This window comes from Curtobacterium sp. Arg-1 (assembly GCF_025643395.1).
In the GTDB taxonomy this organism is placed as follows: Bacteria; Actinomycetota; Actinomycetes; order Actinomycetales; family Microbacteriaceae; genus Curtobacterium; species Curtobacterium poinsettiae.
In genome coordinates this window covers 1,602,616-1,629,341 of sequence record NZ_CP095731.1, presented here as the reverse complement: position 1 = coordinate 1,629,341, position 26,726 = coordinate 1,602,616, and the positions used below count along the sequence as shown (strand labels likewise).

27 protein-coding genes and 1 tRNA gene are annotated in these 26,726 nt (G+C 72.1%); 11 read left to right on the top strand and 17 right to left on the bottom strand.

Features of this window, described 5'->3' with window-relative positions; all coding sequences use genetic code 11:
* Nucleotides 1-97: 97 nt before the first annotated feature.
* Nucleotides 98-1,090, bottom strand: a complete 993-nt coding sequence (locus MXD64_RS07825; protein WP_139179711.1) for an endonuclease/exonuclease/phosphatase family protein — start codon at nt 1,088-1,090, stop codon at nt 98-100.
* 210 nt (nt 1,091-1,300) lie between these two features.
* The gene (locus tag MXD64_RS07820; RefSeq protein WP_263137364.1) at nt 1,301-1,987 is read right to left on the bottom strand and encodes a hypothetical protein; all 687 of its coding nucleotides are present in this window, start codon (nt 1,985-1,987) and stop codon (nt 1,301-1,303) included.
* 132 nt (nt 1,988-2,119) lie between these two features.
* Here MXD64_RS07820 and MXD64_RS07815 point away from each other — a divergent pair, with 132 nt between their 5' ends.
* On the top strand, nt 2,120-3,457 hold the full coding sequence (locus MXD64_RS07815; RefSeq protein ID WP_263137363.1) for a nucleotide disphospho-sugar-binding domain-containing protein: 1,338 nt from the start codon (nt 2,120-2,122) through the stop codon (nt 3,455-3,457).
* An 84-nt stretch (nt 3,458-3,541) separates the two neighbouring features.
* Here the strand turns inward: MXD64_RS07815 and MXD64_RS07810 are convergent, their stop codons facing one another.
* A complete protein-coding gene (locus tag MXD64_RS07810) occupies nt 3,542-4,291 on the bottom strand; it encodes a GntR family transcriptional regulator (RefSeq protein WP_017885707.1) in 750 nt (249 codons plus the stop codon).
* Nucleotides 4,292-4,532: 241 nt separating this feature from the next.
* Between MXD64_RS07810 and MXD64_RS07805 the strand changes: the two genes are divergently transcribed.
* On the top strand, nt 4,533-6,704 hold the full coding sequence (locus MXD64_RS07805; RefSeq protein ID WP_194590570.1) for a phosphocholine-specific phospholipase C: 2,172 nt from the start codon (nt 4,533-4,535) through the stop codon (nt 6,702-6,704).
* 144 nt (nt 6,705-6,848) lie between these two features.
* On the opposite strand, the gene MXD64_RS07800 is transcribed toward MXD64_RS07805, so the two are convergent.
* The 6 genes from MXD64_RS07800 to MXD64_RS07775 all read right to left on the bottom strand — a co-directional run bounded on the left by MXD64_RS07800 (nt 6,849) and on the right by MXD64_RS07775 (nt 11,103).
* On the bottom strand, nt 6,849-7,325 hold the full coding sequence (locus MXD64_RS07800) for a hypothetical protein (RefSeq protein ID WP_263137362.1): 477 nt from the start codon (nt 7,323-7,325) through the stop codon (nt 6,849-6,851).
* Nucleotides 7,326-7,389: 64 nt separating this feature from the next.
* Nucleotides 7,390-8,043: a hypothetical protein gene (locus MXD64_RS07795; protein ID WP_152427135.1), complete on the bottom strand. Its 654-nt coding sequence runs from the start codon at nt 8,041-8,043 to the stop codon at nt 7,390-7,392.
* A 98-nt stretch (nt 8,044-8,141) separates the two neighbouring features.
* Nucleotides 8,142-8,975 carry a hypothetical protein gene (locus MXD64_RS07790; protein WP_263137361.1) on the bottom strand — a complete coding sequence of 278 codons (834 nt, stop codon included), beginning with the start codon at nt 8,973-8,975 and terminating at the stop codon, nt 8,142-8,144.
* Between the two features lie 28 nt (nt 8,976-9,003).
* Nucleotides 9,004-9,246 carry a hypothetical protein gene (locus MXD64_RS07785; protein WP_017885712.1) on the bottom strand — a complete coding sequence of 81 codons (243 nt, stop codon included), beginning with the start codon at nt 9,244-9,246 and terminating at the stop codon, nt 9,004-9,006.
* A gap of 10 nt (nt 9,247-9,256) precedes the next feature.
* Entirely contained in the window at nt 9,257-10,420 is a 1,164-nt protein-coding gene (locus tag MXD64_RS07780; RefSeq protein WP_017885713.1) for a sensor histidine kinase, read from the bottom strand.
* Nucleotides 10,417-11,103 carry a response regulator transcription factor gene (locus MXD64_RS07775; RefSeq protein WP_040418670.1) on the bottom strand — a complete coding sequence of 229 codons (687 nt, stop codon included), beginning with the start codon at nt 11,101-11,103 and terminating at the stop codon, nt 10,417-10,419. Before MXD64_RS07775 ends, MXD64_RS07780 begins: the two co-directional genes overlap by 4 nt.
* Before the next feature lie 124 nt (nt 11,104-11,227).
* Between MXD64_RS07775 and MXD64_RS07770 the strand changes: the two genes are divergently transcribed.
* Nucleotides 11,228-12,400 carry an acyltransferase family protein gene (locus MXD64_RS07770; protein ID WP_214519645.1) on the top strand — a complete coding sequence of 391 codons (1,173 nt, stop codon included), beginning with the start codon at nt 11,228-11,230 and terminating at the stop codon, nt 12,398-12,400.
* Here MXD64_RS07770 and MXD64_RS07765 read toward each other — a convergent pair.
* Complete coding sequence (locus MXD64_RS07765) at nt 12,357-12,776, bottom strand: MerR family transcriptional regulator (protein ID WP_052481778.1); 420 nt, start codon at nt 12,774-12,776, stop codon at nt 12,357-12,359. The two genes, MXD64_RS07770 and MXD64_RS07765, sit on opposite strands and share 44 nt — an antisense overlap.
* Nucleotides 12,777-12,867: 91 nt before the next feature.
* Here MXD64_RS07765 and MXD64_RS07760 point away from each other — a divergent pair, with 91 nt between their 5' ends.
* Nucleotides 12,868-13,851 carry an aldo/keto reductase gene (locus MXD64_RS07760; protein WP_017885717.1) on the top strand — a complete coding sequence of 328 codons (984 nt, stop codon included), beginning with the start codon at nt 12,868-12,870 and terminating at the stop codon, nt 13,849-13,851.
* Nucleotides 13,852-13,908: 57 nt separating this feature from the next.
* Here the strand turns inward: MXD64_RS07760 and MXD64_RS07755 are convergent, their stop codons facing one another.
* Nucleotides 13,909-15,120, bottom strand: a complete 1,212-nt coding sequence (locus MXD64_RS07755) for an FAD-dependent oxidoreductase (RefSeq protein WP_263137360.1) — start codon at nt 15,118-15,120, stop codon at nt 13,909-13,911.
* 187 nt (nt 15,121-15,307) lie between these two features.
* Here MXD64_RS07755 and MXD64_RS07750 point away from each other — a divergent pair, with 187 nt between their 5' ends.
* Together MXD64_RS07750 and MXD64_RS07745 are read left to right on the top strand one after the other, a co-directional pair.
* On the top strand, nt 15,308-15,853 hold the full coding sequence (locus tag MXD64_RS07750; RefSeq protein WP_263137358.1) for an ASCH domain-containing protein: 546 nt from the start codon (nt 15,308-15,310) through the stop codon (nt 15,851-15,853).
* 261 nt (nt 15,854-16,114) lie between these two features.
* The gene (locus tag MXD64_RS07745) at nt 16,115-16,669 is read left to right on the top strand and encodes an NUDIX domain-containing protein (RefSeq protein ID WP_263137357.1); all 555 of its coding nucleotides are present in this window, start codon (nt 16,115-16,117) and stop codon (nt 16,667-16,669) included.
* A gap of 62 nt (nt 16,670-16,731) precedes the next feature.
* Here MXD64_RS07745 and MXD64_RS07740 read toward each other — a convergent pair whose 3' ends face one another.
* The 4 genes from MXD64_RS07740 to MXD64_RS07725 all read right to left on the bottom strand — a co-directional run bounded on the left by MXD64_RS07740 (nt 16,732) and on the right by MXD64_RS07725 (nt 20,207).
* Nucleotides 16,732-17,367: an RNA polymerase sigma factor gene (locus MXD64_RS07740; protein ID WP_263137356.1), complete on the bottom strand. Its 636-nt coding sequence runs from the start codon at nt 17,365-17,367 to the stop codon at nt 16,732-16,734.
* 456 nt (nt 17,368-17,823) lie between these two features.
* Nucleotides 17,824-17,896 (bottom strand) — tRNA-Val (locus MXD64_RS07735).
* A gap of 54 nt (nt 17,897-17,950) precedes the next feature.
* A complete protein-coding gene (locus MXD64_RS07730) occupies nt 17,951-18,847 on the bottom strand; it encodes a hypothetical protein (RefSeq protein WP_263137355.1) in 897 nt (298 codons plus the stop codon).
* A gap of 22 nt (nt 18,848-18,869) precedes the next feature.
* The gene (locus MXD64_RS07725) at nt 18,870-20,207 is read right to left on the bottom strand and encodes a hypothetical protein (RefSeq protein ID WP_263137354.1); all 1,338 of its coding nucleotides are present in this window, start codon (nt 20,205-20,207) and stop codon (nt 18,870-18,872) included.
* A 163-nt stretch (nt 20,208-20,370) separates the two neighbouring features.
* Between MXD64_RS07725 and MXD64_RS07720 the strand changes: the two genes are divergently transcribed.
* The 5 genes from MXD64_RS07720 to MXD64_RS07700 all read left to right on the top strand — a co-directional run bounded on the left by MXD64_RS07720 (nt 20,371) and on the right by MXD64_RS07700 (nt 24,055).
* Entirely contained in the window at nt 20,371-21,015 is a 645-nt protein-coding gene (locus MXD64_RS07720) for a SatD family protein (protein WP_159556430.1), read from the top strand.
* The gene (locus MXD64_RS07715; protein WP_263137353.1) at nt 21,015-21,884 is read left to right on the top strand and encodes a hypothetical protein; all 870 of its coding nucleotides are present in this window, start codon (nt 21,015-21,017) and stop codon (nt 21,882-21,884) included. The genes MXD64_RS07720 and MXD64_RS07715 overlap by 1 nt, the downstream gene beginning before the upstream one ends.
* Before the next feature lie 43 nt (nt 21,885-21,927).
* Nucleotides 21,928-22,461 (top strand): hypothetical protein, encoded by a 534-nt coding sequence (locus tag MXD64_RS07710; RefSeq protein WP_071251445.1) that lies wholly within the window; start codon nt 21,928-21,930, stop codon nt 22,459-22,461.
* Nucleotides 22,462-22,526: 65 nt separating this feature from the next.
* Nucleotides 22,527-23,507 carry an aldo/keto reductase gene (locus MXD64_RS07705; RefSeq protein WP_071251443.1) on the top strand — a complete coding sequence of 327 codons (981 nt, stop codon included), beginning with the start codon at nt 22,527-22,529 and terminating at the stop codon, nt 23,505-23,507.
* Complete coding sequence (locus MXD64_RS07700) at nt 23,504-24,055, top strand: hypothetical protein (protein WP_052481782.1); 552 nt, start codon at nt 23,504-23,506, stop codon at nt 24,053-24,055. The genes MXD64_RS07705 and MXD64_RS07700 overlap by 4 nt, the downstream gene beginning before the upstream one ends.
* Before the next feature lie 18 nt (nt 24,056-24,073).
* Here the strand turns inward: MXD64_RS07700 and MXD64_RS07695 are convergent, their stop codons facing one another.
* Together MXD64_RS07695 and MXD64_RS07690 are read right to left on the bottom strand one after the other, a co-directional pair.
* Complete coding sequence (locus tag MXD64_RS07695) at nt 24,074-25,648, bottom strand: phenylacetate--CoA ligase family protein (RefSeq protein WP_263137352.1); 1,575 nt, start codon at nt 25,646-25,648, stop codon at nt 24,074-24,076.
* Nucleotides 25,645-26,682 carry a hypothetical protein gene (locus MXD64_RS07690; protein WP_071251441.1) on the bottom strand — a complete coding sequence of 346 codons (1,038 nt, stop codon included), beginning with the start codon at nt 26,680-26,682 and terminating at the stop codon, nt 25,645-25,647. Before MXD64_RS07690 ends, MXD64_RS07695 begins: the two co-directional genes overlap by 4 nt.
* Nucleotides 26,683-26,726 lie beyond the last annotated feature (44 nt).

Here is a 26,726-nt window from a genome sequence, read left to right as displayed (position 1 = left end):
GGCCGGAACAGGGCCCCGCGAACGCCGAAACAGGCCGGAACAAGGCCGCGCACGCCGAAGAACGGCCCCGCACGCCGAAACCGGGCCGTGGTCCGCCTCAGGTGCGCGTGACGACCGTCAGGGTGGGCCGGTGCCGGGCACCCGAGTGGTCCTCGGCCGTCAGCACGCTCCACGACCGGACGACACCGGCCGACGGACCGGCCGACGGACCGACCAGGGTGTGGTCGATCGGCATCGCCAGCCGCGGATCGAGCCACGTCGGCCACGTGCCGAGTGCCGCGGCGTGCACGGCCGACGCGGCGTCCCGGCACGACCCGAGGCGGCCGCCGTCGAAGCTGTCGACCGATCCGTTGAAGTCCCCCGACACGATGACGTCCGCGCCGCGGCCGCACTGCTCACCGATCCACCGTAGATCGGTCCGCCAGCCCGCCAGACCGCCGGGCAGCACCGGCTGCGGGGCGTGCACCGCGACGATCGTCGGGATCGACGGTCCGGACACCGTCATCGTCTTCACCGGGTCGACACCGGGACGCATCGACGCTCCGGAGGCCAGGTCGGCGCGGACGAGCACCGCCACCTGCGCGCCCTGCCGGCGCATGAACAGCCGCACCGGCCGACCGTGCTCGCCCATCGAACGCGCCACCGCGGCGGCAGCGCGTCGGTCCCCCGCGTCGGGCAGCACGACGACGTCCGCCCGTGCGGACAGCGCCGCCCGGGCGACACCCTGCGGACCGACGAGTCCCCCGTTGGTGTTCCACTCGAACACCCGGAGCGAGTCACCCGCACCGCTGACGGCCCCGACGTCCCACCCCCGCGCGCCGAGGACGGCCGTGTTGGCCACGGCGACGACGAGCACGACCACACCGACCGACGCGGCAACGAGTCGCACGCGACGCACGGCGACGGCGACGAGCAGCAGCGCGAGGCCGACGGCGGCCAGCCCCACGGTCACGAGGGAACGTGCCGGCAGCACGGCGGCGAGCACCGGCGCTCGCCCGATCCCGAGCCACGGAGCGGTGACGAAGGCGACACCGACCAGCAGGGTCGCGACCACCACGGTGGTCCGGACAGCAGCCGCACGACGAGACACCCCTGGATCCTCGCGCACGGACCCCCTCGTCCGCCGGCGAACGGCGACGACGCGCTGAGGATCCTGCTGGGTCCCGGCACCGCAGCGGCGCGCTGCGCCAGCCCACGCCGTGGACCGCGTGACGACGGACGGGAGGCGCGACACCGGCCGGCACCGCGCCTCCCGTCCGCCACCGCGCACGTCGCGGGCCGCACGCGCGACCGCGGGCAGCTAGCTGCCGACCCCCTCGACCACGCCCCACACGAGCACGCCGACCGTCACCAGGGTGCCGAGCACCGAGACGATCGCCGCGACGACGCCGAGCCGTCGCCCGCGACCCGGCCGCACGATCGCGACCACGGCCAGGATCGACGCGATGAACTGGAACGGCCACCCGAGCACGAACACCGACGGCCAGCAGCTGCAGTACAGGCCGGTCAGGGCGAAGAACAGCGCGAGCAGGGCGATGCCGAGCCGGTTCGCGCCGGCGTCGACCGGCTCGCCGCCCACGCTGTCGGCGCCGTCGTCGAGCGGGCCGCCCGGGTACGGGTTGTCGGGCCGGAGCGCCTGCAGTGCCCGGATCCGCTCGGCGTCGAGCGCACCGTCGCGGGCACGGGCGGCATCGGCCAGCGCGAGGACGTCGTTGCCGTGCCCCGCGGCCTCGTGCTGGGCGACGGCCCACGCGAAGAGCGCGCGCTGTCGGGGGTCCGATCGGGTCGCCGCGTCGACCGCCCAGCCGAACGTGGTGAGGAAGAGCAGGCCGCCGAACGCGGTCAGGAGCCCGCGTCCCGGTTCGTCGGGATCCGCCAGGAAGAGCACGACGCTGCACGCCACCATCCCGACGCCGAGCAGGGCCGTCGCCCAGATCTGGCCGCGCCAGTAGCCGTTGCCCGAACTCGCCCCCGCGGGTGTGGTCATGCAGCGACCCTAACGCCCCGGTGCGGATGCTCGAGGACTCTCACCCATTCCCAGTCCGTGCCGCGCCACGCGCGTGCTCGCCGCACCTACGCTCCGAGCGTCCGGTCATCCCCAGCGTCGAAAAGCGGCCCCGTGTCCTCGTACCTGCTCTGTTCACCGCCCGTCTACGGCCACCTCGCGCCCCTCGTCGACGTCGGACGTGCCCTCGCGGTGCGCGGCCACGACATCACCGTGCTGACCGGCACCAAGTACCGCGAGCTCGTCGTCGGCGCGGGGCTCCGGTTCGCTGCGCTGCCGGCCGACGTCGACTTCGACGACGCCGACCTGCAGGAGCGGCTCGCCGACGCCAGTGCGGCACGCGGGATCGCGGTCGTCCGCGAGGGCATCATCGCCATGTTCGTCCGGGCGATCCCGTCGCAGTACCGGGAGCTGACGGCGCTGCTGGCAGCGGGGCGCTTCGACGCGGTGCTCGGCGAAGCGTCGTTCACCGGGCTCGCGCCGTACCTGGCCCTGCCGCCCGCGGAGCGTCTGCCCGTGCTCGGGATCGCGACCACCCCGGTGACGCTCACCAGCGTCGACGCGGCACCCTTCGGCACTGCGCTCCCCCCGGGTCGCGGGCCGGTGGCTCGCGCGCGCAACCGACTGCTCACAGCGGCGCTCCACCCCGTCCTCACCCGGCCGCTGCGTCGCGCGGTGGACGCCGTGCTCGCCGAGGTGGGGGCACCGCCGTCGACGATCGACACCTTCGACTTCGCGTACCGCGCGTTCGACACCCTGTTCCAGATGAGCGTCCGGGAGCTCGAGTACCCGCGCCGCGAGCTCCCGGACACGGTCCGGTTCGTCGGTCCGGTCGTGGCCCGTTCCGCGCCGACCTCCGCGGCCGACCTGCCCGCGTGGTGGGACGACCTGGACACCGACACCCCGGTGGTGCTCGTCACCCAGGGGACCATCGACACCGTCGACCTCGGCCGGCTCCTCGCGCCGACCCTGCGCGCCCTGGCGGACGAGGACGTCCTCGTCGTCGCGACCACGGGAGGCCGCCCGGTCGACCAGCTCGAGCGCGCACTCGGCACCGCCCTGCCCGCGAACGCCCGGGTGGCGACCTTCCTGCCCTACGACCAGCTGCTGCCGCGGTGCAGCGTCGTCGTGACGAACGGTGGGTTCGGCGGGGTGCAGCGCGCCCTCGCGCACGGCGTCCCGCTCGTGGTGGCCGGGTCGACCGAGGACAAGCCGGAGGTCGCCGCCCGGGTGGCCTGGGCCGGGTGCGGGCGGAACCTGCGTTCCGGGACACCACGGCCTCGGGCGATCCGTCGGGCCGTCCTCGAGGTCCTCAGCACGTCGACCCACCGCGCCCGCAGCCAGCAGGTGGCGGCGTCGATCGCGGCCCTGCCGGACCCCGTCGACGTCATCGAGGCCGGGCTGGCGGCGGCCGTCGCCGCGGCCACCGCGGGCGGCACCCAGCGACGCTGACCCCGCCTGCCGGCCCACGTCGTGGGGCTGCACGGAGACGGACAGGAGGCACGGTGCCGGCTGGCACCGCGCCTCCTGTCCGTCTCATCCCGCGTCGTCGGGCCCGGCGCCGACCCGCGGTGCCGCTGCGGACGCCGTCCGGATCCGGAGCGGCACCGTCCCGGCGACGTACCGGTCGTCGCCGGCCTCGAGCGGTCGGCCGTCCTCGGCGGTGCTCGACCGGCGGACCTGCAGGAGCGCCGCCCCGGGCCGGACCCCGAGGAGCGCGGCGTCGGCGTCGTCCGCCAGCAGCGCGTCCACGGTGGTGACGGCGGAGCCGACCCGGATGCCGAACCGGTCCTGCAGGGTCGCGGACACCGACGTCTGCCCGCCCGGGATCGTCCGGATGACCGCGGCGACCCACGGCGCGTAGGCGGTGCGCTCGAGCATGACGTCGACGCCGTCCAGGGAGCGCACCCGCGCGACGTGCAGGACGGGCTCGTCGGGCGCGGCGTGGAACAACCGCCGCTCGCTCATCGTGGCGGGGCGCTCCTCGACCGCCACCACCCGACCACCCGGCTCGTGTCCCCTGGCCCGAGCCAGCTGACCGAACGACTCGAGCGCGCCGGCGTCGTGGCCGAGCGTCGCGGTCCGGACACGCCAACGGGACCCCGGACGCGCCGTCAGCACCTGCCGGTCGCGGAGCAGACCGAGGGCATTCCGCACGGTGCCGCGCGCCACCCCGTAGTCGGCGGCCAGGTCGTGCTCGCCCGGCAGGAGCCCGGTGGCGTCGAACTCACCGCGGAGCACCCGGTCGGCGAGGTCCTCGGCGAGGTCCCGGAACAGTGGTCGCACCCCGTGATCCTCCCCCGCCCCAGCTCCACCTGTCCAGGTGCGTCGGAGTTCTGGTGGCAGCCACCCTGAGATGACAGGGTCCTGCCACGGCGCACCTGGACAGGTCGATCCCGATTCCACCGGACGCGTTCACCCCGCTGCCACGACCGGGCCAGGCACGGTTCAGCGCACCTCGTTGTCATGCTGACGGGTGCTCTTCCCCCGCAGCGCCCGCACTCCCCACCGATCTGGAAGGCCCGCGATGAGCACGAGGAAGCCCGAACACGGCGCACCCGACGTCAGCCTGGACGCCGCACCACCGCTGACCCCGGACGCCGCGTACACCGCAGCGGTCCGCCCCGGTCTGAGCCGCCGCACGGTCCTGGTCGGCGGCGCGGCCGCGATCATGGCCGGCGTCGCCGCAGGCTCCGCGTTCGGACCGGGCGCGGCCGACCGTGCCAGCGCCGCGACCGCCCGTGCCGTCCCCACCGGCACGATCGCCGACGTCAAGCACGTCGTCGTGCTCATGCAGGAGAACCGGTCCTTCGACCACTACTACGGCACGATGCCCGGGGTCCGAGGGTTCTCCGACAAGCAGGCGCTCGAGCTGCCGACCGGACACGACGTCTTCCACCAGCCGGCAGCGGCCCGCACCGACGGCGGCGCCATGCTGCCGTTCCGGCTCGACACCACGCGGTTCAACGCGCAGAACGCCGACGGCCTCGACCACTCCTGGGGTGGCGGGCACACCGCGTGGAACGGCGGGGCCTGGAACCGGTGGGTCGACGCGAAGAGCGCCCAGACGATGGGCTACTTCACGAGCGAGGACATCCCCTACCAGCGCGCACTCGCCGGCGCCTTCACGGTCTGCGACGACTACCACTGCTCGCTCAACGGGCCGACGACGCCGAACCGCCTGTACCAGTGGTCCGGCACGATCGACCCCCGCGGCACCCAGGGCGGACCGGCGACCGACAACCCGGCGGACTACGAACCGGTGTTCGCCTGGACCACCTACGCGGAACGGCTGCAGGCTGCCGGGGTCACCTGGAAGACCTACGCCAACGACGAGGTCGGCGACAGCTCCGCCGACCCCTACGTCGGCGACTACGGCGACAACCCGCTCTGGCTGTTCGAGCAGTACCACCGCGCCCTCGCATCCTCGGACCCCGCCCAGCAGGAGCTCGCCGCGCGTGCCGGGCTGCACGACGGGTGGAAGCCGAACTCCGGCAAGGGCCTCGACGTCACCCACCTGCTCAGCCAGTTCGGGCAGGACTGCGCGACCAACAGCCTGCCCACCGTGTCGTACGTCGTCGCCCCCTACGGCTGGAGCGAGCACCCCGCGGCCAGCCCGGACTACGGCGCCCACTACACGAACGCCGTGGTGCAGGCACTCTTCAGCAACCCGGACACCTGGGCCTCGACCGTCCTGCTCGTCAACTACGACGAGAACGACGGGTACTTCGACCACGTCGTCCCCCCGTTCGCCGAACCGGGCACCCCGGACGAGTACGTCGACGGCCTGCCCATCGGCATGGGTGCCCGCGTGCCGATGACCGTGGTGTCCCCCTGGAGCCGTGGCGGGTGGGTCAACTCGCAGGTGGCGGACCACACCTCCGTGATCCAGTTCCTCGAACACGTCACGGGGGTCCGCGAGCCGAACATCTCCGACTGGCGACGGACAGTCTCCGGCGACCTGACCAGCTGCTTCGACTTCAGTGCCCCCGACCCGAGCATCCCGGGCGCCGACGTCGTCCCCGGCATCGAGCAGACCCGCGCGCTGGTCGCTGCCGCCGACGCCGACCAGGCCAAGCCGCCCATCGAGGAACCCGCGATCGGCGCGCAGACGGTGCCCGTCCAGGAGCCCGGCACCGTCCGCCGTCGGCCCCTGCCCTACCGACAGCACGCGGACGCGACCGTCGACCACCGCACCGGTCGGGTCACCGTGGCGCTCGCGAACGACGGCCGCCAGGGCGTCAACTTCCTGGTGTACCCGAACACCGCGATGCCGTTCGCCGCCCACCCGAAGACCGTCCCCGTGGGAGCGAGCGCCGACTGGGTGTGGGACACCACGACGACCGGCGGCGCGTACGACGTCAGCGTCTACGGACCCGACCGGTTCCTCCGGCGCTTCGCCGGGACCGTCACGGTCGGCGGCCGGGCGACCGGTGGTGTCCCGCACGTCTCCGTCGTCCGGGACACCCGCGGCCGGCGAACCCTGCAGCTCCTGCTCGAGAACACCGGCACGGGCGAACTCCGCTTCGAACTCGTGGCCAACGACTTCGTCGAGCACCGCGAGACCGCGCACGTCCGTGGGTCCGGGCACAAGACGATGCACTGGCCGCTCGACGAGTGGGGCTACTACGACGTGGTCGTCACCGCGGACGGTGTGCCCGGGTTCCGGTACCGGTTCGCCGGGCGCGCGGAGCGCTGACGCGAGCCGACCCGTGGGGGTCGGCAGGGGCGGTCAGGCCGCGTCGACGACGAGACGGGAGGCCCGGTGCCAGCTGGCACTGGGCCTCCCGTCTCGTCTCGTGACCGTCTCACGTCCGTCCCGCGTGCCGTCTCGCTTGCTGTCTCACGCGTCGGCGGCGGTCCCGGCGGGTGCGACCGGAGCGACCGGTGTCGCGGCTTCGGCGTCGGCTTGCGCCGCCTGCCGGGCGAGCACCCGGTCCAGGAGGCGGTCGACGAACGGCAACCCGACGACGACCGCACCGACGACGGCCGCGACGGGGACGATCACCGTCCAGCCGCGCAGGGTCGAGTAGATGGTGGCACCGAGGAAGGCCCACACCACGATCGTGAGCGGCCGGACCGGGCCGACCGCCGCGTGCAGGGTCATCGCTTCGCCGAGGGCGGGCAGGGCACGCCGCCCACGCAGCGTCAGCACGACCCCGATCACCAGGAGAGCAAGACTCCGGACGACACCGACCCACGCAACGTCACTGCCCGGATCCGCCAGCACGCGCTGGACGAACACCACCGACCCCAGGAGCCCGGCGGCGAACACGAAGACGATCACGAGGACGGTCAGCAGTCGAAGGGAGCGGCGCACGAGGACTCAGCATAGGGACCCGTCGCGGCGACCCGTCGCACCGGTTCCGGTTCCGGTTCCGGTCCTAGGCGACGACCACCTTCGCGTTGACCAGGATGTCGTGCAGGTCCGGGCGGAGCGCTTCCTGCGACGTCGTCCGGACCTTCACGATGAGCGCGGCCCCGGGCTTCGCGAAGGCGCGCGCGACCGTCGCCGACCACGAACCGTCCGTGTTGTGCCCGGCGATCGACAGGAACTGCGCGGTCCCACCGGTCATCGTCGGCAGCAGCTGTTCCTCGAGCCGGTCGCCCGGGAGACCCGCCGCGGTGAACAGCTGCTCGGTGGCGGCGCGGTCCCCGATCGTCGGGTCGAGGTCGGTCAGCCGCTGCTGCGTGATGGTCGCCACGGAGCCGTCGGCGTTCGTGTACTCCCTGGACCCGCTGGTCTGGTCCTCGCCGGTCTGCTCCCAGCCGTCGAGTGCCGAGACCTCGAGCCCGAACGCGGGCAGGGTGCTCGACGAGAGCGCGGCGCCGTCCTCGAACGACAGGTCCTTCGTGGCAGCGTCGACGGTGGGTGCAGCCGACGGTGTCGGCGTCGGTGTCTGCGTGGGCGTCGACGACTGCGGGGCGGCCCGCTGCGTCCCCGGCGCCGTCGTGCCGGTGCCGGCGCAGCCGGAGAGTGCGAGCGCGACGATCGCCGCCGCTGTCCCCGCCGTGGTCATCCTGGATGTGATGGACATGTGGTTCCCCCTCGGATCCCGCCGTGCGCCCCGTGCACCGGTCGGTCCGACTCGGAGCCTACGGGTCCGATCGACGGCGCGCCGCTCGGGCTCGCGTATCAGCCGACCGGACCGGCGGTGTACATCGGTTCGGCGCCGGTCGTCACCGATGCCCGGACCCCGCCGCCGACCAGACGGACCGTCAGCGTCCCGCTGAGCGCCGTCGCCGACAGCGACACCCGTCCGTGCAGCGCCGCTCCGCGCGGCCAGCAGGCGCTCGTGCCCTCGAGTTGGTCGGCCGACGCGACGAGGCAGATCGTCGAACCGTCCCGACCGACCCCGGCCCAGACGTTCCACGGTGTCGCCGCGTCGTCGCCCGACAGCGATCGGTTCGTGAACACCAGACGGGTGCTCGAGCGTTCCATCGGCGTGGCGATCCCCGCTGGCGGCCGGTCGGCGACGGTCTGCGGCTGCTCGAACCGCCGGTCGATCGTCACCGCCCCGGCTGGCGGCGTGACGGTGGTCGTGGGGTCGACGGGGCGCGCCCCCAGCGACAGTCCGACCCCGGTCCCCGCGACGAAACCGATCACGGCGGCGGCTGCGCCGAGGGTCCAGAGGACGCGGTGGTCGGAGCGTCGGATGCGACCGGCTCGCTGGCGGACACCGGCCAGGAGGCCCCTGCCGCGGTCGTCCGCATCCGTTCCGCGGTCGGCGGTTCGCGTTCCGTGCGCGTCGGCTGCGGGTGCGCGGTCGGCGGTTCGCGTTCCGTGCGCGTCGGCTCCGGGTGCGCGGTCGGCGCTGTGCGGGTCGGCGTTGTGCAGATCGGCGCCGGAGCGAGCGGCGAGGGCACTCCGCGCGTCGGCCGCGTCGGCCGGCGTGGACGCGGCTCCCCAGGCGATGCGTTCCAACCGCGCACGTTCGGCATCGGCGTCGGCGTCCTCGGTCGGGTTCATCGCGCTGGTCGCCCCGGCCCTGGACCGGTCACGAGTCCTTCCCTGCGTCCCGAGCACGCTTGCGGCTGTGCGCACGGACAACGAGCACCGAGCCGATCTGCACGGCGACGAGGATGCCCCAGAGGACCGCCATCTCGGTGTGGAACCGGGACGGCTCCACGACGGCCAGCACCAGCCAGACCAGGGCGATCACCGCCCACCCCCAGACGAGCCACGGCAGGGGCTTGCCGATCAGCCGTTCGAGCAGACTGCGTCGTTGCGTCTCGGTCATGGCGCTGACGCTACCGGACGCCGGGGTGATCGCCGAGGACCCGGGGTGCCGATCGGCTGGGTCCTGCCGGATCTGGTGGCTGCCGATCCGGGAAGCGGGTCGAAGCGGTCAACCCGCCGACAGCTCGCGCCGTCAGGGTCAGCTCCGCACCGTGGACGGCCGCGATCATCGCGACGAGCGGCAGGCCGAGCCCGTGCCCGCTCCCGTCCGTCCGCGTGCGGTGGCGTCGTCGGAACGGCTCCGTCAACTCGTGCGCCTCGTCGGTCGGGATCACCTCGCCGTCGTTCTCGACCCGGAGCTCGGAGGACCGAGCGTCGAGCACCACCCGTAGGCTCCCGCCGGAGACGTTGTGGACCACGGCGTTGCGGATCAGGTTGCCGACGAGTTGCCCGAGCAGGGGTCGGTTGCCCAGCACGACGACGTCGTCGAGCTGCACCGACACGACGATCCGCCGGGCGAGGCGTTCTGCGTCCACCGCCAGCAGCGCGGCCGCGACCTCGTCGCGGAGCGACACCGGGCGTGCGTCGATGGGCTCGTCCCCCCGTGCCAGGTCGAGCAGCGCCGTCGTCATGCGGATCATCTGGTCCGTGGTGACGAGCAGCCGTTCGAGGGTCTGCGTCCGGTCCGGCCCGTCGGGTGCGCGGAGGGCGACCTGCAGCATCGTCTTCATCGTGGCGAGCGGCGTCCGGAGTTCGTGCGAGGCGTTCGCCGCGAACCGCGACCGGCTGACGAAGGCGGTCTCCAGGCGGTCGAGCATCCGGTTCAGCGTCGCACCGACGTCGCGGATCTCGTCCGGTGGACCCGAGACGTCCACCCGGGCGTCCAGCGTGCCGGCACCGAGCCGGTCGGCGGTCGTGATGATGTCGCGCAGCGGGCGGAGGAGTCTGCCCGCGACGAGCCAACTGACGACACCACCGATGCCCCCGACCACGAGCAACGCCGGGACCGAGACGATGACGAAGAGGCGCAGGACGTCGTCGCGGCCGGTGATCTCGTACACGTCGTGGGTCGATCCGTAGGGGAACGGGCCCGCCGTGAACGCGTAGCCGGGCACGATGGCGAGGACTGCGAAGACGACCGCGAGCATGACGGCACCGGTCAGCAGGATCAGCGCCGTGTACGTCAGGGTGAGGCGCGCCCGGATCGACAGACGGCGCAGCGCGGCGATCCTCATGCTTCCGGACCCTCGTGCACTGGACCCGGCGCGACCGCGTACCCGACACCGGGCAGCGTCCGGATGGCGTCGGGACTGCCGAGCTTCTTCCGCAGGGTCGAGATGGTCAGCCGCACCGCGTTGGTGAACGGGTCAGCGTGCTCGTCCCACACCTGCTCGAGCAGCTGCTCGGCACTCACGAACCCGCCGTCGGCACGCAGCAGGACCTCGAGGACCGCGAACTCCTTGCGCCCCAGGCGCAGGTAGCGGCCGTCGCGGTAGGCCTCGCGTCGGAAGGGATCGAGCCGGAGACCAGCCGTCTCGAGGACCGGTGCGACCGCGCGACGTGCTCGACGGTTCAGCGCCCGGAGGCGTGCCACGAGCTCCTCGAAGTCGAAGGGCTTGCCGAGGTAGTCGTCGGCCCCGAGCTGGAGGCCGTGGACGCGCTCAGCGAGTGTCGTCGACGCCGTCAACATGAGGACGCTCGGTGCTTCCGGGTCAGCGACGATCCGGGCGCAGACGTCGTCCCCGTGCAGACCGGGGATGTCCCGGTCGAGCACGACCACGTCGTACGTGTGGACGGCCAGCTGATCGAGCGCGGCCAACCCGTCGCCCACCGTGTCGGCGGCGATCGCCTCGAGCCGCAGGCCCGCGCGGATCGCCTCCGCCAGGAACGGCTCGTCCTCCACCACCAGTACCCGCACGTCGCTCCTCGCTTCTCGCTGCTCCGGCTGATCCGGACCCGGTCAGCACAGCAGGTCGGATGTATGCGGAGCGTATGCGCTCGACCAGACGCCCGGCTGACGTGCCGACTGTTCCGATGAGGGCATGTCCAGAACCGACCCCGCGCTCGAGCACCCCGTCCTGCCGTCGTTGACCGGCCTGCGCTGGGTCGCGGCGTTCGGGGTGTTCGCCTACCACGTGCGGAACCTCGGGTACTTCGACGGGACCGCGCAGACGGCCCTGAGTGCCGTGGTCGGTAGCGGCGACACCGGCGTCTCGCTGTTCTTCATGCTCTCCGGCTTCGTCCTGGCCTGGTCGGACCGCGCGGACGACGACACCGCGGGACCGGTGCGAGCCGCACTGCGCTTCTGGGCCCGCCGTGCCGCGCGGATCTGGCCGCTCCACCTGGTCGCCGTCCTCGCCGCGATCATCGTGGCAGCGACACTTCTGCCGGGCATCCGGACGACGTCGCCGGCAGCCCTCGTGGCGAACGTCCTGCTCGTCAACGCCTGGCACGCCCCGTGGTGGCAAGCCGGGAACCCGGTGTCGTGGTCGCTGACCTGCGAAGCGTTCTTCTACCTGACGTTCCCGTTCCTCATCCGGCTGCTCCGTTCCGCGCACCCCGCCGTGCTCGCGGCCCTCGCCGCGCTGGCAGCCGTCCTCGTCCTGGTCGCGCCGGTGCTCGTGCCGCACCTGCCCGGTTCTCCGGTCCCGGCGAGCTGGCCACCGGCACGGTTCCCGGAGTTCCTGCTCGGTGTCCTCACCGCTGCCCTGGTGCGCTCGGGCGCCTGGCGCGGACCACGACTCGCGGTCCCCGTCCTGCTGACGGTCGCGGGCCTCCTCGCCGCAGACCTGCACCCCACGTCGCGCTTCGCACTGACCGGCTGCACGGTCGTGGGGTTCTCGCTGCTGCTGCCCGCGCTCGCCAGGGCGGACGTCGAAGGACGCACCACCGGCCTGTCGTCTCCACTGCTCGTGCACCTGGGGACCAGGTCGTTCGCGTTCTACCTCGTCCATCTCCTGACGATCGACGCCGTGCTGGCGTTCCGACCCCCGGGCACGGCCGACGGAGACGTGACCAGCGTGCTCCTGACCCTGCTCGCCCTGGTGGTCGCACTCGCCGTCGCGTCCGTCCTGCACGACGCGGTGGAGGTCCCGGTGCGCCGGCTCCTGCTCCGCGGCACGCGGCCCGCTGCCCGACGTGGGCCGGAGGCCGGACGAACGGACCAGGGCTTCAGGCAGCTGATCCGCCCGACGGTCGCACGTTCCCGTCGGTGATCGACTGGCGGTACGCGTCGATCTTCCGTTCCAACGCGGCCAGGTGACGGAGCAGTTCCCCCTGTCGATCCAGCACGACCGCGTGGTGGCGCTCGAGGAGCGCGAGTCGTTCGGCGTCATCGGCACCGGCTCGGTACGCGGCCGCGTACTCACGCATCTCCCGCACGTTCATCCCCGTACCGCGGAGCATCACCGTCCCGGCGAGCCAGCGCAGCGCAGCCGTGTCGTACCGCCGCCATCCATCCGGACCGCGCTCGGGCGCGGGCGCGATGCCTTCCTTCTCGTAGTAGCGGATCGTGTCGATGGTGATGCCGAGCACGTCCGCCGCGACGCCGATCGTCACCGGTTCGACGACGTGGACCTCGGGAAGCAGCACAGGGCGCAGTCTCGCACTTGACATGGTCTGCGCACCAGGGTGGATCGTCGTTGTCGCCCGGGTCCTCCCCGGAGAAGAACGGAGCACTCCCGTGCAGCAACTCCCCCTCGGCTCGCAAGGCCTCGTCACGTCCGCACTCGGGCTCGGGTGCATGGGGATGAGCGCCTTCTACGGCGGTGCCACCGAAGCCGGGTCCGTCGAGACCATCCGCCGCGCACTCGACACGGGGATCACCCTGTTCGACACGGCAGAGGCGTACGGGCCGTTCGCGAACGAGGAGCTGCTCGGCCGGGTCCTCGGCGCCGACCGGGGCCGCGTGGTCGTCGCATCGAAGTTCGCCACCGACTTCGCCGACGACGGCACCCCGATCGGACTCGACGGGTCCCCCGAGCACGCCCGCCGCGCGATCGACCGCTCCCTCAGCCACCTCGGCACCGACCACGTCGACCTCTGGTACCTGCACCGCGCCGACCCGAACGTGCCGATCGAAGACACGATCGGTGCGATGGCTGAAGCCGTCACCGCCGGCAAGGCCCGTGCCATCGGCGTCTCGGAGACCTCCGCCGAGACCCTGCGCCGTGCGCACGCGACGTTCCCGATCACCGCGATCCAGTCGGAGTACAGCCTGTTCGAGCGTGACGCCGAACACAACGGCGTCCTCGACACCGCCAGGGAGCTCGGCATCGGGTTCGTGCCCTTCTCACCGCTCGGGCGGGGGTTCCTGTCCGGGAACATCACCAGGAAGGACGGCCTCCCCGCCGGCGACGCCCGACGGAACCTCCCCCGGTTCTCCGACGAAGCCATCGACGCGAACCTCCGCATCGTCGACGCACTCACGGTCATCGCAGACGAGAAGGGCGTCACCACGGCGCAGCTCGCCCTCGCGTGGCTGATCCGGGCCGGTACCGTGCCGATTCCCGGCACCACGAGGGCATCGCGTGTCGAGGAGAACGTCGCCGCTGCCGACGTGGTGCTCACCGACGGCGACCTGGATCGCATCGAGGCGGCCGCACCGCACGGTGTCGTCGTCGGCGCCCGCAACACCGAGGCCGGGATGGCGCGAGACCGCGGCTGACCGAGGTGCGTGGCGGGAGTGCTCACTGCACCCTGCTGCTCGGAGGTTCGTCGCGGATCAGGTCGACGGGTCGAACCGGTACATCCACGCCGCAGGTCCCCCACGGTCTCGCCGCGCCGTGAACGCTGCGCCGGGCAGGACGAACCGATCGCGGACGATGGATCCCACCCTGCCGAGCGTCTTGCTCGTGTCCAACAACTCCCCTTGGCGCGTGATGGCGCGCACACGCTGACCGTGTCGCTCGTGCATGTGGACCGCAAGGGTCGTTGCCGGCACGCCACTCGCCACCAGCGAACCGAGGATGACGGCGTCCTCGAGAGCGAGGGAAGCACCCTGCCCCGCCGTCGGAGGAATCGCGTGTGCCGCGTCCCCGACGAGGACCACCCGCCCGCATCCCCACCGCACCGGGCGCGGCGTGGTGCGCGACGCCCACACGTCCACGTCGGCCGAGCCCGCCAGCAGGGCAGGCGTCGGCAGGACGTCCCGCCCGACGAGACGCGGGAGCATCGCGACCCACTCGGCTCCGGTCATCCCGACTGCAGCTGAGGCGCCGCCGTCCACGGCGCTGAGCCGGGGGTTCGCGAACCACATGACGGTGGAAGCGTCGACCCGCAACGTGCAGACGAAGCAATCCCTGCCGAACCGGAACTGCAGGGTGCCTGCGGGACCGGTCTCGGATTCCGTGAGCCCGGTGCCGGAGGAACTGCCACCGACGTTGACGACGGGAGCCAGCACATCCGTCGGGGTTGCGCCACCGTGCTCGGGTCCGTGGCTCCCGAAGGTGCGTCGGACAGCGGAACCGATGCCGTCGGCGCCGACGACGATGTCTGCGGTGAACCGCTCGAGCGTCTCGGTGAGCACGCTCGCCCGGTCACCCTCGTCGACAGCGCTCAGCACCCGGGCGCCCTGGATGATCGTGATGCCCCGCTGTTCCGTGTCGGTCCGGAGGAGCCGGTGGAGATCGGCTCGTTGCAGCGAACGGGTCGCGCCCTCCTCCTGCTGGAGCCCGAGCGGGAGCTCCGCGGTCAGCCGCCCCTTCGGGTCGAAGGTCTGCAACCGCGGCGTCGGGACCCCGATCTTCGCGACGGCGGCGCCGAGACCGAGCGCACGGAGCGCTCCGACCCCGTTGCTGGCCACCTGCAACCAGGATCCGGCGTCGTCTGCAGCGCCGGTGCTCCGCTCGAGCACGATCGGGACGTGCCCTGCTCGGTGCAGCGCGATGGCTGTGGCGAGGCCTGCGACACCGCCCCCGACGACGATTGCGTGCATGCGATGAACCCGTTCGTCTCGTCACGGAAGTCGTCGCACTCGCGCCGGACCTGCCGGGGTTGCGCTCGTGAGACGATCGTATGACCGGACGCGACCAGGTGCGCTGAGAAGCGTTGCAGGCTCACTCGCTGGACAGCGCGCCGTCGGACTCCCGCGCCCTTCGATCGCCATCCGGCAAGGTGGATGCATGACCGACTCCGACCCGTCCACCGTCCACTTCCACCAGAAGCACCACGAAGCGATCATCAGCGGCGAGAAGGTCACCACAGTCCGGTGGAACGAATCCGTGCGGGTCGGCGATGCGACGTTCGTGTTCGACGACCACCCGACTGCCGAACCGCTGGCCGGCACGATCACCGCCGTGCACCAGTACCGGCTCGACACCCTCACCGCAGAACAGGCGCGCCAGCCTCCTGAGACGGACATGCAGCTCTTCGGGCAGCAGCTCCGCGAGAACTACTACCCCGACATGCCGGACGATGCTGTCGTCGAGGTGGCCGAACTCTCGATCAAGCCCGCTCGATGGCCGTTCCGGCTGCGTGTCGTCGCGGACCGCTGTCCGGGGATCGAGCGCGTGCGGAGCGCTGCGGGTCTCGGGAACCTGGCCAGCATCCCGACAGCACGTCTCGCTCGCCGATCTGCTGGCGGCGTCGTCCCGCGAGCCGATCGACCTTCGGGCGCTGGTCTTGCCGGCGACGGCTGGCCGAGCTCCACACCAACTATCTTGGGGTGAGCAGAAGTTGGAGGGAGCGATGTTGTTGCTGCAGTTCCTCGTGCCGGTCGTACTGGTTGTCGTCGTCGTGCTCATCTTCCTCGCCGCTCGCGGAAGCATGGGCCGGAGCCCGCTGCAGGATCAGCAGGACGCCGAGTGGCGAGCACGGCGTGACGAGCGACGGCGAGCCCGAGCAGCGCGTCGTTCCGGCGGCCGGTAGCCGATCCGCTGCCGACACCGCGTCTCGATGTTCGGCGTGCCGGTTCGTCCTACGCTGGCGGTGTGGACGAGTGGTGGGATCTTGTTGACGCGGCCGGGGTGCCGACGGGTGGGACGTTCCGGCGCGGTGACGCGGGTTGGCCGGGTGGGGCGTTCCATCTGGTGGTCACGGTGTGCGTCCACCGAGCCGACGGAACCGTCCTGCTCACGCAGCGGGCTCCGACGAAGGAGTTCGCCTTCGGGTGGGAGTTCCCCGGTGGGAGCGCGTTCGCAGGCGAGACTGGTCCTGCAGCTGCGTGCCGAGAGCTGCTCGAGGAGACCAACGTCACCGTCGAGCCCGAGGCGCTGCGCCGCGTCGGCCGCTTCACGGAGGAGACGGCGCTCGTGGACCTCTTCGTCGTGCAGGAGCCGAGTGGGTCAGCGGTGCGAGCGGATCCTGCCGAGGTGATGGACTGGCGCTGGGTCTCCCTGTCGGAGGTCAGCACGCTTCGCACGAGCGGGGTGATGGCGGCCCCGTGGGGGCCGCGGCTGGATGCGCTGTGGCCAGCGGTGACGGCATCGATCCTGGCCGCCGACGACTCCCGAGAGCGCACGTCTCCGCCGCACGAGAGCTGGTGACACCCCTGCGCGAGGCCGGAGACCCTGATCGATCGACCTCGCCGCCTCACCGCCTCACCGCCTCACCGCCAGCTGACGAGAGACCGATCGACCACCGCTCGCGCACGCGCGATGTGACCACGCACGGTCGAGTGCGGCAGACCCAGCGCCTCGGCGATCTCGGCGTAGGACCGACGCTCGAGATGGCGCAACTCCCAACACCGTCGCTGCATCGGCGCCATACCGTCGATGACCCGCTGCGCGGCTGCGACCAGCAATGCTCGCTCCGCGACGGCTCCCGGGGCGTTGTCGACGGATTCAGGAGCCGTCTCATCGAGTTGCGTCCGGTACCGCGTCGCAGCACTCCGGAGCCGATCGAAGCTCCGGCGTCGGACCGTGGTCACGAGCCACGCCGTGATCGCGTCAGCATCGCGCAGCGCTTCGAGATGGGTCCACGCGGCGATGAAGGTCTCCTGCACGACGTCGTCGGCTTCGCTGGACCCGCGCAGGATCCGCACGGCGATCGTTCGGAGCAGAGCAGCATTCCGCCCGACGATCATCGCGAACGCGCGATCGTCCACGGCGTCGGGAGCCACTCGCATCGGTGCCGCCGGCGGAGCGAATGCGTGCTGCTCCTTCACTGGGTTCCGTCGCCGGACCGGGGACTCGAGCACCCCGGTCGGGGCGGACGCGGTCTGCTGCAGTGTCGTCATCGACATACGGGTCCACTCCTCGGATCAATTGCGTGAGGATGTTTCGGACTCGTGGAGCAGGAGGGTGGGTGGGCGAAGGTCCCCAGTGCGAGGGCCAGGACGCCGGAACGACAACCGCTCGCTGCGGAAGCGCGGTCCGGAACCGGACGTTCTACCGAGGCAGAGAACGGGACCGCGGCGATCCGGTCGGCGACGCGGTGGATGCGGCGGCGATCGTCTACGAGCCGACGAGCCCCGTTGCCAAGGCGACGATCACACCGACGCCGGCGAACACTGCAACCAGACCCCCGACGATCGCGGCGAGCTGCTGGTCCTTGTTCATCCCCATGGTCGGAGCATACGAGTTCCGACCGCTCGGTCGTGGCCTTCGGTCTCTGTAACGGACCCTGCAGCACCGTGGTCCCGAGCCGGACTGCATGCGTTGTGGCGCAGCCCCAGCACGTTCTGGTCCGGCCTCGTGAGTGGGCCCTGCCGGGATCGAACCGACGACATCCACGGTGTAAACGTGGCGCTCTACCAGCTGAGCTAAAGGCCCTCACCACGATCCTAGAGTGTCAGCGCTCGATCGTCGTCGAACCGAGCAGGCACGTCACGACGTCCCGCACCGGGGTCGATCGCACCGGATCACGAGGCCAGGCACGTCCTCGTCCCGGTCGTCCGTCGCACCACCGGACAGCACGATCGGGGTGTCGTCGGCGGTCAGGCCGATCGCCAGGGTGCCGGTGCTCGACCGTGCGTCCTGCAGCGGCGGGAACCGGGCGATCGTCGTCTGCTCGGAACCGGTGCACCGCGCATCACGGCACGACAGGAGTCCCAGGGTGCCGCGTTCCTCGTCACGGACCGCGACGAGTGGCCGCCCCGATCGATCGATGACGAACGCCGGGAGCAGGTTCGTCGGCCCGTTCGGCGTGATGTCCGTGTGTGACGAAGACGAGCACGACGCATCCGCGCAGAACGTCAGCCGTTGGGTCGCGATCCCGTTCGACCGCGCGAGCACGACCGGGTTCCCGTCGCCGCCGATCGCCACCCGCGCGTCGTACGCCTCGTCCCACGCCCGCACCGGCTTGCCCGGCGGGATCGCGTGCGACAGGTCGCGGACGACGGGCTGGCCGCCGTCCGGGCGGAACGACACCAGCCGCAGGGCGGAGAAGGTCGGTGAACCGGCGTCGGTCTCGGACACCAGCGAGACCACGGCGGTGCCGTCCGGCGCGACGGCGACGTCCACACCCTGGTGGTCCAGCGGCGGGATCCACGGCAGCGCCACCTGCCGAACCGTGTGTTCGGCGCAGGACACGTCCTCGCAGAACACGGCGACCAGGTGCGAGCGTCCTTCCGGTTCACCGCCGCGGGCGATCCCGACCACGACCGGCCGGTCGCCGGAACTCGCGACTGCCACGTCGGTCATCCAGTAGCTGACGCGCCCCTGATCGGTGTCCACGATGTCGACGGCGGCGACCGTGGTGCGGCGCCCTTCCGGGCGGTCCACGGCCGGCGCCTCGTCGGCGGAGTCACGCTTCTCCGCCCGTCTCCCCGCGGGCCAGGCGGCACCGTCCGACTTCGGTGCCACATCGAGTTGGTCCGCGCGTGAGTGCACGACCTCGAGCTCGTACTGCTGCGCTTCCTCGCCGTCGAACCGCACCTTCCACTGGGCGGTGAGCAACCCACCGTCGCCGGCGCTCCCGATCGCGGAGCCGCCGGTCAGGCCGGGCATCTCGACGGGGGGTGTCGCACGACGCGTCCCCACACATCCGCAGACGGCTGGGCGGTGTCGACGGCGTGCTCACGACCGCCGTCCGGCCTCCGACGTCCGCGATGTCGCCGCCGAGCAGGCCGCGCGCATCCGCAGGGGCGGCGTCGTACTGCACGACGCCGATCGGATTGCTCGAGACGATCACCGCGAACACCACCGCCGGGACGACCACCACGCCCGCTCCGACGAGTCCAGGTCGCGCCCGTCGTCCCCCGGCCACCGGGTCCGTCGTCAGCGGTGACCGGAGCCGACCGCCGTCGTTCCGTGTTGCGGCCCCGCGCACCGCGATCGCGACGACGACCAGCACCAGGCCGGTCACGGCGATGCAGCACCAGGCCACGACGACGCTGCTCCGGAGCGCCGACGGCGGCAACAGGCGCAGCAGCAGCAGGACGCCGACCCCGAGCACCGTCACCAGTGTCGCTCCCCCGACGAGCGCACGACGTGGCGTCGCCGTCGCCTCGTCCCCACCACGGACGATGACCCGACCAGATCCCCAGGCGCGACGGTAGGCCGATCGACGGGGCACACCGGCCACGACCAGCGCCCAGCCGAGCAGCAGCGGCGCCACGATGAGGGCACCGACCGCCAGCAGCACGACGATCACGACGGTGCCCCATCCACCTGCCCGCCACCACACAGCGGTGGCCGTCACCACCGCCACCGCCACCAACGCGACGAGAGCGGCCTCGACGACGAGCCGCCAGTGGTGGACCGACCACCGCCAGGCGTCGCGCGGCCCCGCCACCGCATCGTCTGCGGCCGCGAGCACGACCACGGTGGCTGCGGTCACCCCGAAACCGAGCCCGAGCGCCGCGATGACCGCGCCCACGGCGAAGAGGGGCGCAGGCACCCCGGTCCCGTCGAGGGCCGCGAACGCACCGTTCACCAGGGCGACCCGACCACCCGGTACGCCGAGCAACAGCACCACCCCGGCCAGCAACAGCCCGGCAGCGAACGGCACCCCGAAGGCGAACACCGCACGGCCACCGCTCCAGGCGATCAGCGGCACGGGTGGTGGGCCGTACTGCCGCCGCACCGCGGTCCCCGTCGATCCGGCGCCTGCGACACCCGTCCCCGGTCGTGCATCATCCATCTGCTCGTCCCCTCCGACAGCGTCCGCCCATGCTGTCAGGTTCGACGGCACACGTCGAGAAGGTGACATTTCAGCCGTCAGCCCGCCCCGGTGCACGAGCGACCGACCCGACTGGTTTAGCCCGAACCTTACTTTCGACGATATGAAGCTCTACGCTTAACCCATGCAGCCCGAGCCCGTGTTCGCCGTGATCGTCGACCTGGTCGACTCCCGCACGCTCGCGGACCGCTCCGCAGCCCAGCACGACGTCGAGCGCGCGTTCGACAGTACCGCTGACGTCACCGCCCTCGATCCCCTGCGCGCCACCGTCGGCGACGAGTTCCAGGTCATCTACGGCACGCTCACCGACGCGCTGCTGGCGACCACGGCAGCGACCCTCGCGCTCCCCCAGACGGTGCAGATCCGGCTCGGCATCGGCCGCGGACAGGTCCGGACGATCGGTACCGGCGGCGGCGGCCCCCTGCAGGACGGCCCCGGCTGGTGGTCGGCGCGGGACGCCATCAACGAGACCCACCGCCGCGAGGACGGCCGGACCGCGTTCCTCCGGTCCTGGTACCACGACGCGGACGACCGCCACGGAACGACGGAGCGCCTCGTGAACGCCTACTTCCTCGGTCGCGACCACGTCGTCTCGCGGCTCGCACCCCGCGCCCGCCGGATCGCACTCGGGCTCGTGCAGGGCCGGACGCAGGCGCAGATCGCCGCGGACGAGGGGATCAGCCCGTCGGCGGTGTCCCAGACCGTGCAGAAGTCGGGCGTGGCCGCCGTGGTCGAGGGCCTCCGCGTCCTCGGGGACGGGGGCCGCTGATGCTCGCGGGTGTCCTCCTCGCCCTCGTCGGGCTGGCCGACGTCGTCCGCGCACGGACCGGGACGGACGCGGCACCACGGCGCGTGCTGACCACCACCGTGATCGTCCTGCTCTGGGCCGCCGTGACGACGACGGCGGTGCTCGGCTTCGGCCTCGCCGTCTGGTCGGCGCTCGTCACGGTCGTCCTCGCAGCCCTGTGGGTCGCGACCACGATCCCGGTGCGCTCCGGCGGAACCCCCGGCGGTCGGGATCGACCACTCCCCTGGCTCCGCCGCTCGGGGTCCTGGCCGGCCGTCCTGCTCGCGGTCGCCGTCGCCGTGCTGCTGCTCTGGGCGCCGGGCCCGGACGCGTCCGGCTTCGTGGTCGACTGGCACCGCGACGCCGGCCCGACGTTCGTCGGAGCCGTCCCGCTCGCAGCTATCGTCGCCGGCGTCGGCTCGGCGCTGTTCCTGGTCGACTCGGCCAACGTGGTCGTCGCCCAGGCGCTGCCACCGGGGCTGTCGTCCGACGCACGGCCCGACGCGGCGGCAGCGGCCGAGCAGACCCGCCGCAAGCGCTTCGGCTGGCGCCGCACCGCCAAGGCACCCGCGGCCGACGCAGCCGCAGCCGCAGCCGCGGACAGCACGGTCACCCTCAAGGGCGGACGCATGATCGGCCCGATCGAGCGGCTGCTGCTGGCCGGGTTCTCGTTGGCCGGCGCCTTCCCCGTCGTCGCCGCCCTGATCGCCGCGAAGGGGATCGTCCGGTTCCCCGAGATCCGCCGCGAGACGACCGGGTACCAGGCCGAGTACTTCCTGATCGGCAGCCTGGTGAGCTGGGCGATGGCCTTCTCCGCCGCCGGCATGTGCTGGTTGCTGGCACTGGGCTGACGAACGCACCCGGCCCCCGATGTCCGCAGGTACGCTCTCCTGCGTGAACGGTGTCGGAGTCGGTGTGCTCGACGAAGCCGGGCGGCTCCGCCTGCTCGGTGCAGGTGTGACGGGTGCCGCCTTCGCCGTCGTGCTGGTCATGCTGGTCCTGTCGTCGTGGACCGAGGCGACGACCACCGTCCTGGTCTCGGTCGGCATCCCGACCGCGGCGGCCGGAGCCGCGATCGCCGTCGTCCTGCAGCGCCGAGCCTGGCGCGCCGAGGGCGGCTACGAACGGTCGATCGTCGTCCGCGAGTGGATCGCCGACGGCCAGGTGCCCGCCGGGGTGCCGGCAGACCAGTGGATCCCGCTCGTGCAGGCCCAGGCCGACCGCGAAGGCGCCGGCTGGGGCAAGGTCGTCCTCGGCGTGCTGTGGATCGCGATGACGTGGTCGATGCGCGACCAGCACGGCACGCTCATCACGACGATGCTCATCGTGCTCTGGAGCGCGATGGCCCTGTGGGCGGCCGTCTGGGTCATCCCCCGTGCCCGGGCAGCGCGAGCGCTCCTGCGTCGCGGCGTCTCCACGATCGGCTGAACCCCGCTCGGCTGAACCCCGCTCGGCTGAACCCCGCTCGTGCGCGCCTGACTACGCTCGGACCCATGCAGAGTCGCACCCTCGGCCGCACCGGCCGCTCCGTCTCCCCCATCGGCCTCGGCACCTGGCAGTTCGGCGGTGACTGGGGTCCGGTCTCCGAAGCCGACGCGAACGCCGTCATGGACGCCTCCGTCGAGTCCGGCGTCACCCTGTTCGACACCGCCGACGTCTACGGTGACGGCCGGAGCGAGCAGCTCATCGGCGCGTGGCGCGCCGCGAACCCCGACGTGCCGCTGACGATCACCACGAAGATGGGCCGTCGCGCCGACCAGGTCCCCGAGAACTACGTCGCCGCGAACTTCCGCGAGTGGGTCGACCGCTCCCGCCGGAACCTCGGTCAGGACACGCTCGACCTCGTGCAGCTGCACTGCCCGCCGACCCCGGTCTACGCGGACGACGCCGTCTACGACGCCCTCGACGCCCTGGTCGCCGACGGCTCGGTCGCCGCCTACGGCGTCAGCGTCGAGACCGCCGACCAGGCGCTCACCGCGATCGCCCGGCCCGGCGTCGCGAGCGTCCAGATCATCCTCAACGCGTTCCGGCTCAAGCCGCTCGACCGCGTGCTGCCGGCCGCTCTGGAGGCAGGGGTCGGCATCCTCGCGCGCGTCCCGTTGGCCTCGGGGCTGCTCTCCGGCAAGTACACGACCGACACGTCGTTCGCCGAGGGCGACCACCGCAACTACAACCGCCACGGCGAGGCCTTCGACCAGGGCGAGACCTTCAGCGGCGTCGACTACGACGACGGCGTGCGCGCCGCCCAGACCTTCGCGGCGTCCCTGCCGGACGCCGTCTCCGTCCCGCAGGCAGCGCTCGCGTGGATCATCGCGCAGGACGGCGTGACGGCGGCGATCCCGGGCGCGCGCAACCCGGAGCAGGCGCGTTCGAACGCCGCTGCCGGCGACCTGCCGCCGATCGAGGGACTCGACGCCACCGTCCGCGACCTGTACGACACGTGGTTCCGCGCGAGCGTCCACGACCGCTGGTGAACCTGCGGAGCGTCGCGGTCGCGGTGGCCGCACTCCTGCTGCTGTCCGGGTGCGCGGCGCCCGGAGCGGTGACCACCCGTGACGCTCCGCCGTGGCCACGCCCGACGGACCTGACGGCCCGCGCGGAGTCCGCCGGGCTGCACAACGTCTGGGGCGAACGGCTGGCCGAGCACGTGCACTCGCACCTGACGATCCTGGACGGCGACGAACCGGTGACCGTCCCGGCGAACATCGGTCACTCCGACGACCGCGAGTTCGCCGCCGAGATCCACACGCACGACACCTCGGGCATCGTGCACGTCGAGTCCCCGACGAAGCAGACGTTCACGCTCGGGCAGTTCTTCGACGAGTGGGGTGTCTCGCTCGGCCCGGAGCACGTCGGTGGCCTGCGCGGCGAACTGACCGTGTGGGTCGACGGGCACCGACGGATCGGCAACCCGCGCTCGATCGAGCTGACGGACCTGCGGCAGGTCGTCCTCATCGTCACGACCGTGGGCGAGGTCCCCCGCCTGCCGGCTCCCTTCGACTGGCCGCCGCAGTACGACTAGCGCCGGAACCGGCTCGCTTCAGTCCTCCTTCGCAGCGACCCACGAAAGGTCGAGGTCCCACTGCTCGACCGAGCCGGCCGGCAGCTGCCACACGTACTCGTTCTTGAGCTTCTTGCCGTCCTCACGGAACGGCCCCGTCCGGTACGGGTAGAACGCGACCGTCGGCAGTGTGCCGGGCGGGGCCGTGCGGATCGCGTTCGAGAAGTCCTTGTTCAACCGGCGGAGCTCAGCGATCACGGCGCCGCGAGCGGCATCGGCGTCGAACCCACCGGCACCCGAGGCGAGCTGGAACGCGATGTGCAGCTGCCGGTCCCCGTGGTCGTCCTCGTAGCTGATCAGCCGGTGGTTCTCGACGGCCTCGAGCAGCTCCGGGTCGCCGTACACGACGTCCCGCACCACGTCGGGCGCGACGACGGCCCCGTTGTAGTCGACGGACAGGTCGGACCGGCCGTAGTGGAACAGCAGCGGCAGGTCGAGCTCGGCCTCGGCGGCGAGCGCCGCGTGCCCCGTCGCCCGCAGCACGGAGCGGAGTTCCTTCATCCGCACCACGTGTCCGCGGTCGTGGATGTTGTACCGGATGCGGGGGCTGATGTTCTCGGAGCGGGCGATGGTCACGACGAGTTCGCCGAGGTCGTTCGTCTCGATCAGGTAGCCGAACGGGTTGAACTGGAACACCATCGGCAGCACCCCGTACTCGCCCTGCTTGGTCAGGGCGGCGGAGAGTTCCGGTGAGGCGGCGATCGCCCGGCGGAGCTGCACGCTGAACGGTGTCTCGATGCCGAGGTTGATCTCGAGGTCGCTCGCCCCGTAGGAGCCGAGGACGGCCTGCGCGTACTGCTCGATGTGGGCGCGCATGTTCTCGCTGATGCCCTCGCCCCCGAACGCGGCGACGATCGTGTACTGGCTCCAGTCGAGCCGGTCGTCCTCGAAGAGGGCCTTCAGGAACGGTGGGTAGCTGCAGATGATGTAGGTGAAGTCGGTGCCGAACTCGCGCATCGTCTGCACGATCTTGTCGCGGTCCGGGCCGATCGACTTGATCATGGAGGACTCGGTGAGCGAGGCGGTCACGTTCATCCCGGTGGCCCAGGCGCCGAGCGAGAAGGCGTTGAGCACGAACGGCTGCTTCGACAGGTCCTTGGCGGTGCGGGAGAACCCGAGCTGCAGCAGCTGTCGGGTGGCCTGGCGTTCGTCGGGGCCGCGCACCCAGCTGGTCGGGGTGCCGCTCGATCCGCTGGACTCGTCGACGACGACGCCGCGTCGGGGCAGGCGGCCGTCGATGCAGCGTTCGGGGATGCTCCAGCGCTTGACGTAGGTGTCCTTGTCCATCTCGGGCAGTCCGGAGATCGCCGCGGCGATCCCGCCGCGGGTGTCGAGCCTGGAGGCGCGTCCGGACTCCGCCAGGAACGCCCGGTAGGCGGGGACCCGCTTGGCGGCCCGTTCCGCGGTCCGCCAGGCGCGCCAGCGTCCGAGGGTCCAGCGGAGCGGCTCGATGCCGGGCGTGAGCAGGAGCTTGTGGGTGCCGACGCGGGGCATGAACAGTGCGACGAAGGTCTCGACCACCCACACCACCGTGAACACCGCTGCCCGCTTCACCGGGTCCCCCCGACGGTCATCGCTGCTGCGGGGCGGCGGTGTGCCAGGGGTGGTGGGTCGCTGTGTCCGAAGCGGAACAGCATCCAGGCCATCCGCCCGTCGGACTCGTCGACGCCCGCGCGTTCCACGAACGCGGCGTGTGACCGCGGGTTGGTGATCACGGTGCCGAAGGGGTGCATCGCGATGCCGCGTGCGGAGAACTCGAGCCAGATGCGCATGAACACCCGGCCGGCCTCGACGTACTCGGCCGGGGTGCTGAACGGCCCTTCGAGCCAGGCGAGCTGTCGGACGCCCCGCATGGTGGACAGGTACACCCTGCGGAAGACCCCGCCGATGCCCGGTGCCTGCCAGAGTCCGCGGTGCTCCATGGCGAACCGGAGCACCGGGCCGGGCATGAGCATCGTCTCGGCGGACAGTCCGTCGCCGGTGGCCGCTGCCTGTCGCTTCGAGAACCGCAGCCAGTGCAGGATCTCGTCGTGCACAGCGTCGTGCTGCAGGTCGTCGAACAGGGTCTCCTGGTTGACACGGACGATCTCGTCGACGGTGGCACGGTCGTCGGTGGTGCGGAAGCGTTGCCCGGCCGCCGAGGCGATGGCGGCTGCGGCCTCGATCGCGGTGGCGTCCACCAGGGTCGAGTCGTAGGGCCTGCGTGAGGTGCGCCGGGCGAGGAAGCCGGCCAGGGCCTCCCGGTCGTCGGCGGTGACCACGTGCGGACGCAACGTCACGGTGCCCAGCCGGTGCAGGTGGTCCTCGGCACCAGCGCCGAGCCGACCGAAGTCCATCTCGGCGTGGTCGAGCTGTTCCTGCACGGTGAACCCGTGCGCCCGCGCCACCACGTCGAGCCCGGCCAGGAACACCCCGGCGCAGACGTGCCCGAACGGGATGCCGAACGATTCCGCCGGCAGCCCCCGTCGCAGGTCGTAGAACACGGTCGCGGTGTGGTCGTCCTCGACGCGCACGACGATCGGTTGCGAGTTGTGCGGCGACGGGTAGTGCCGCGCGTCCTCGATGATGCCCGTCCACGGTGATGCCATCGTTCCCCCTCGGTGGTCCCTGGCGACGATCATACGAACCCCTG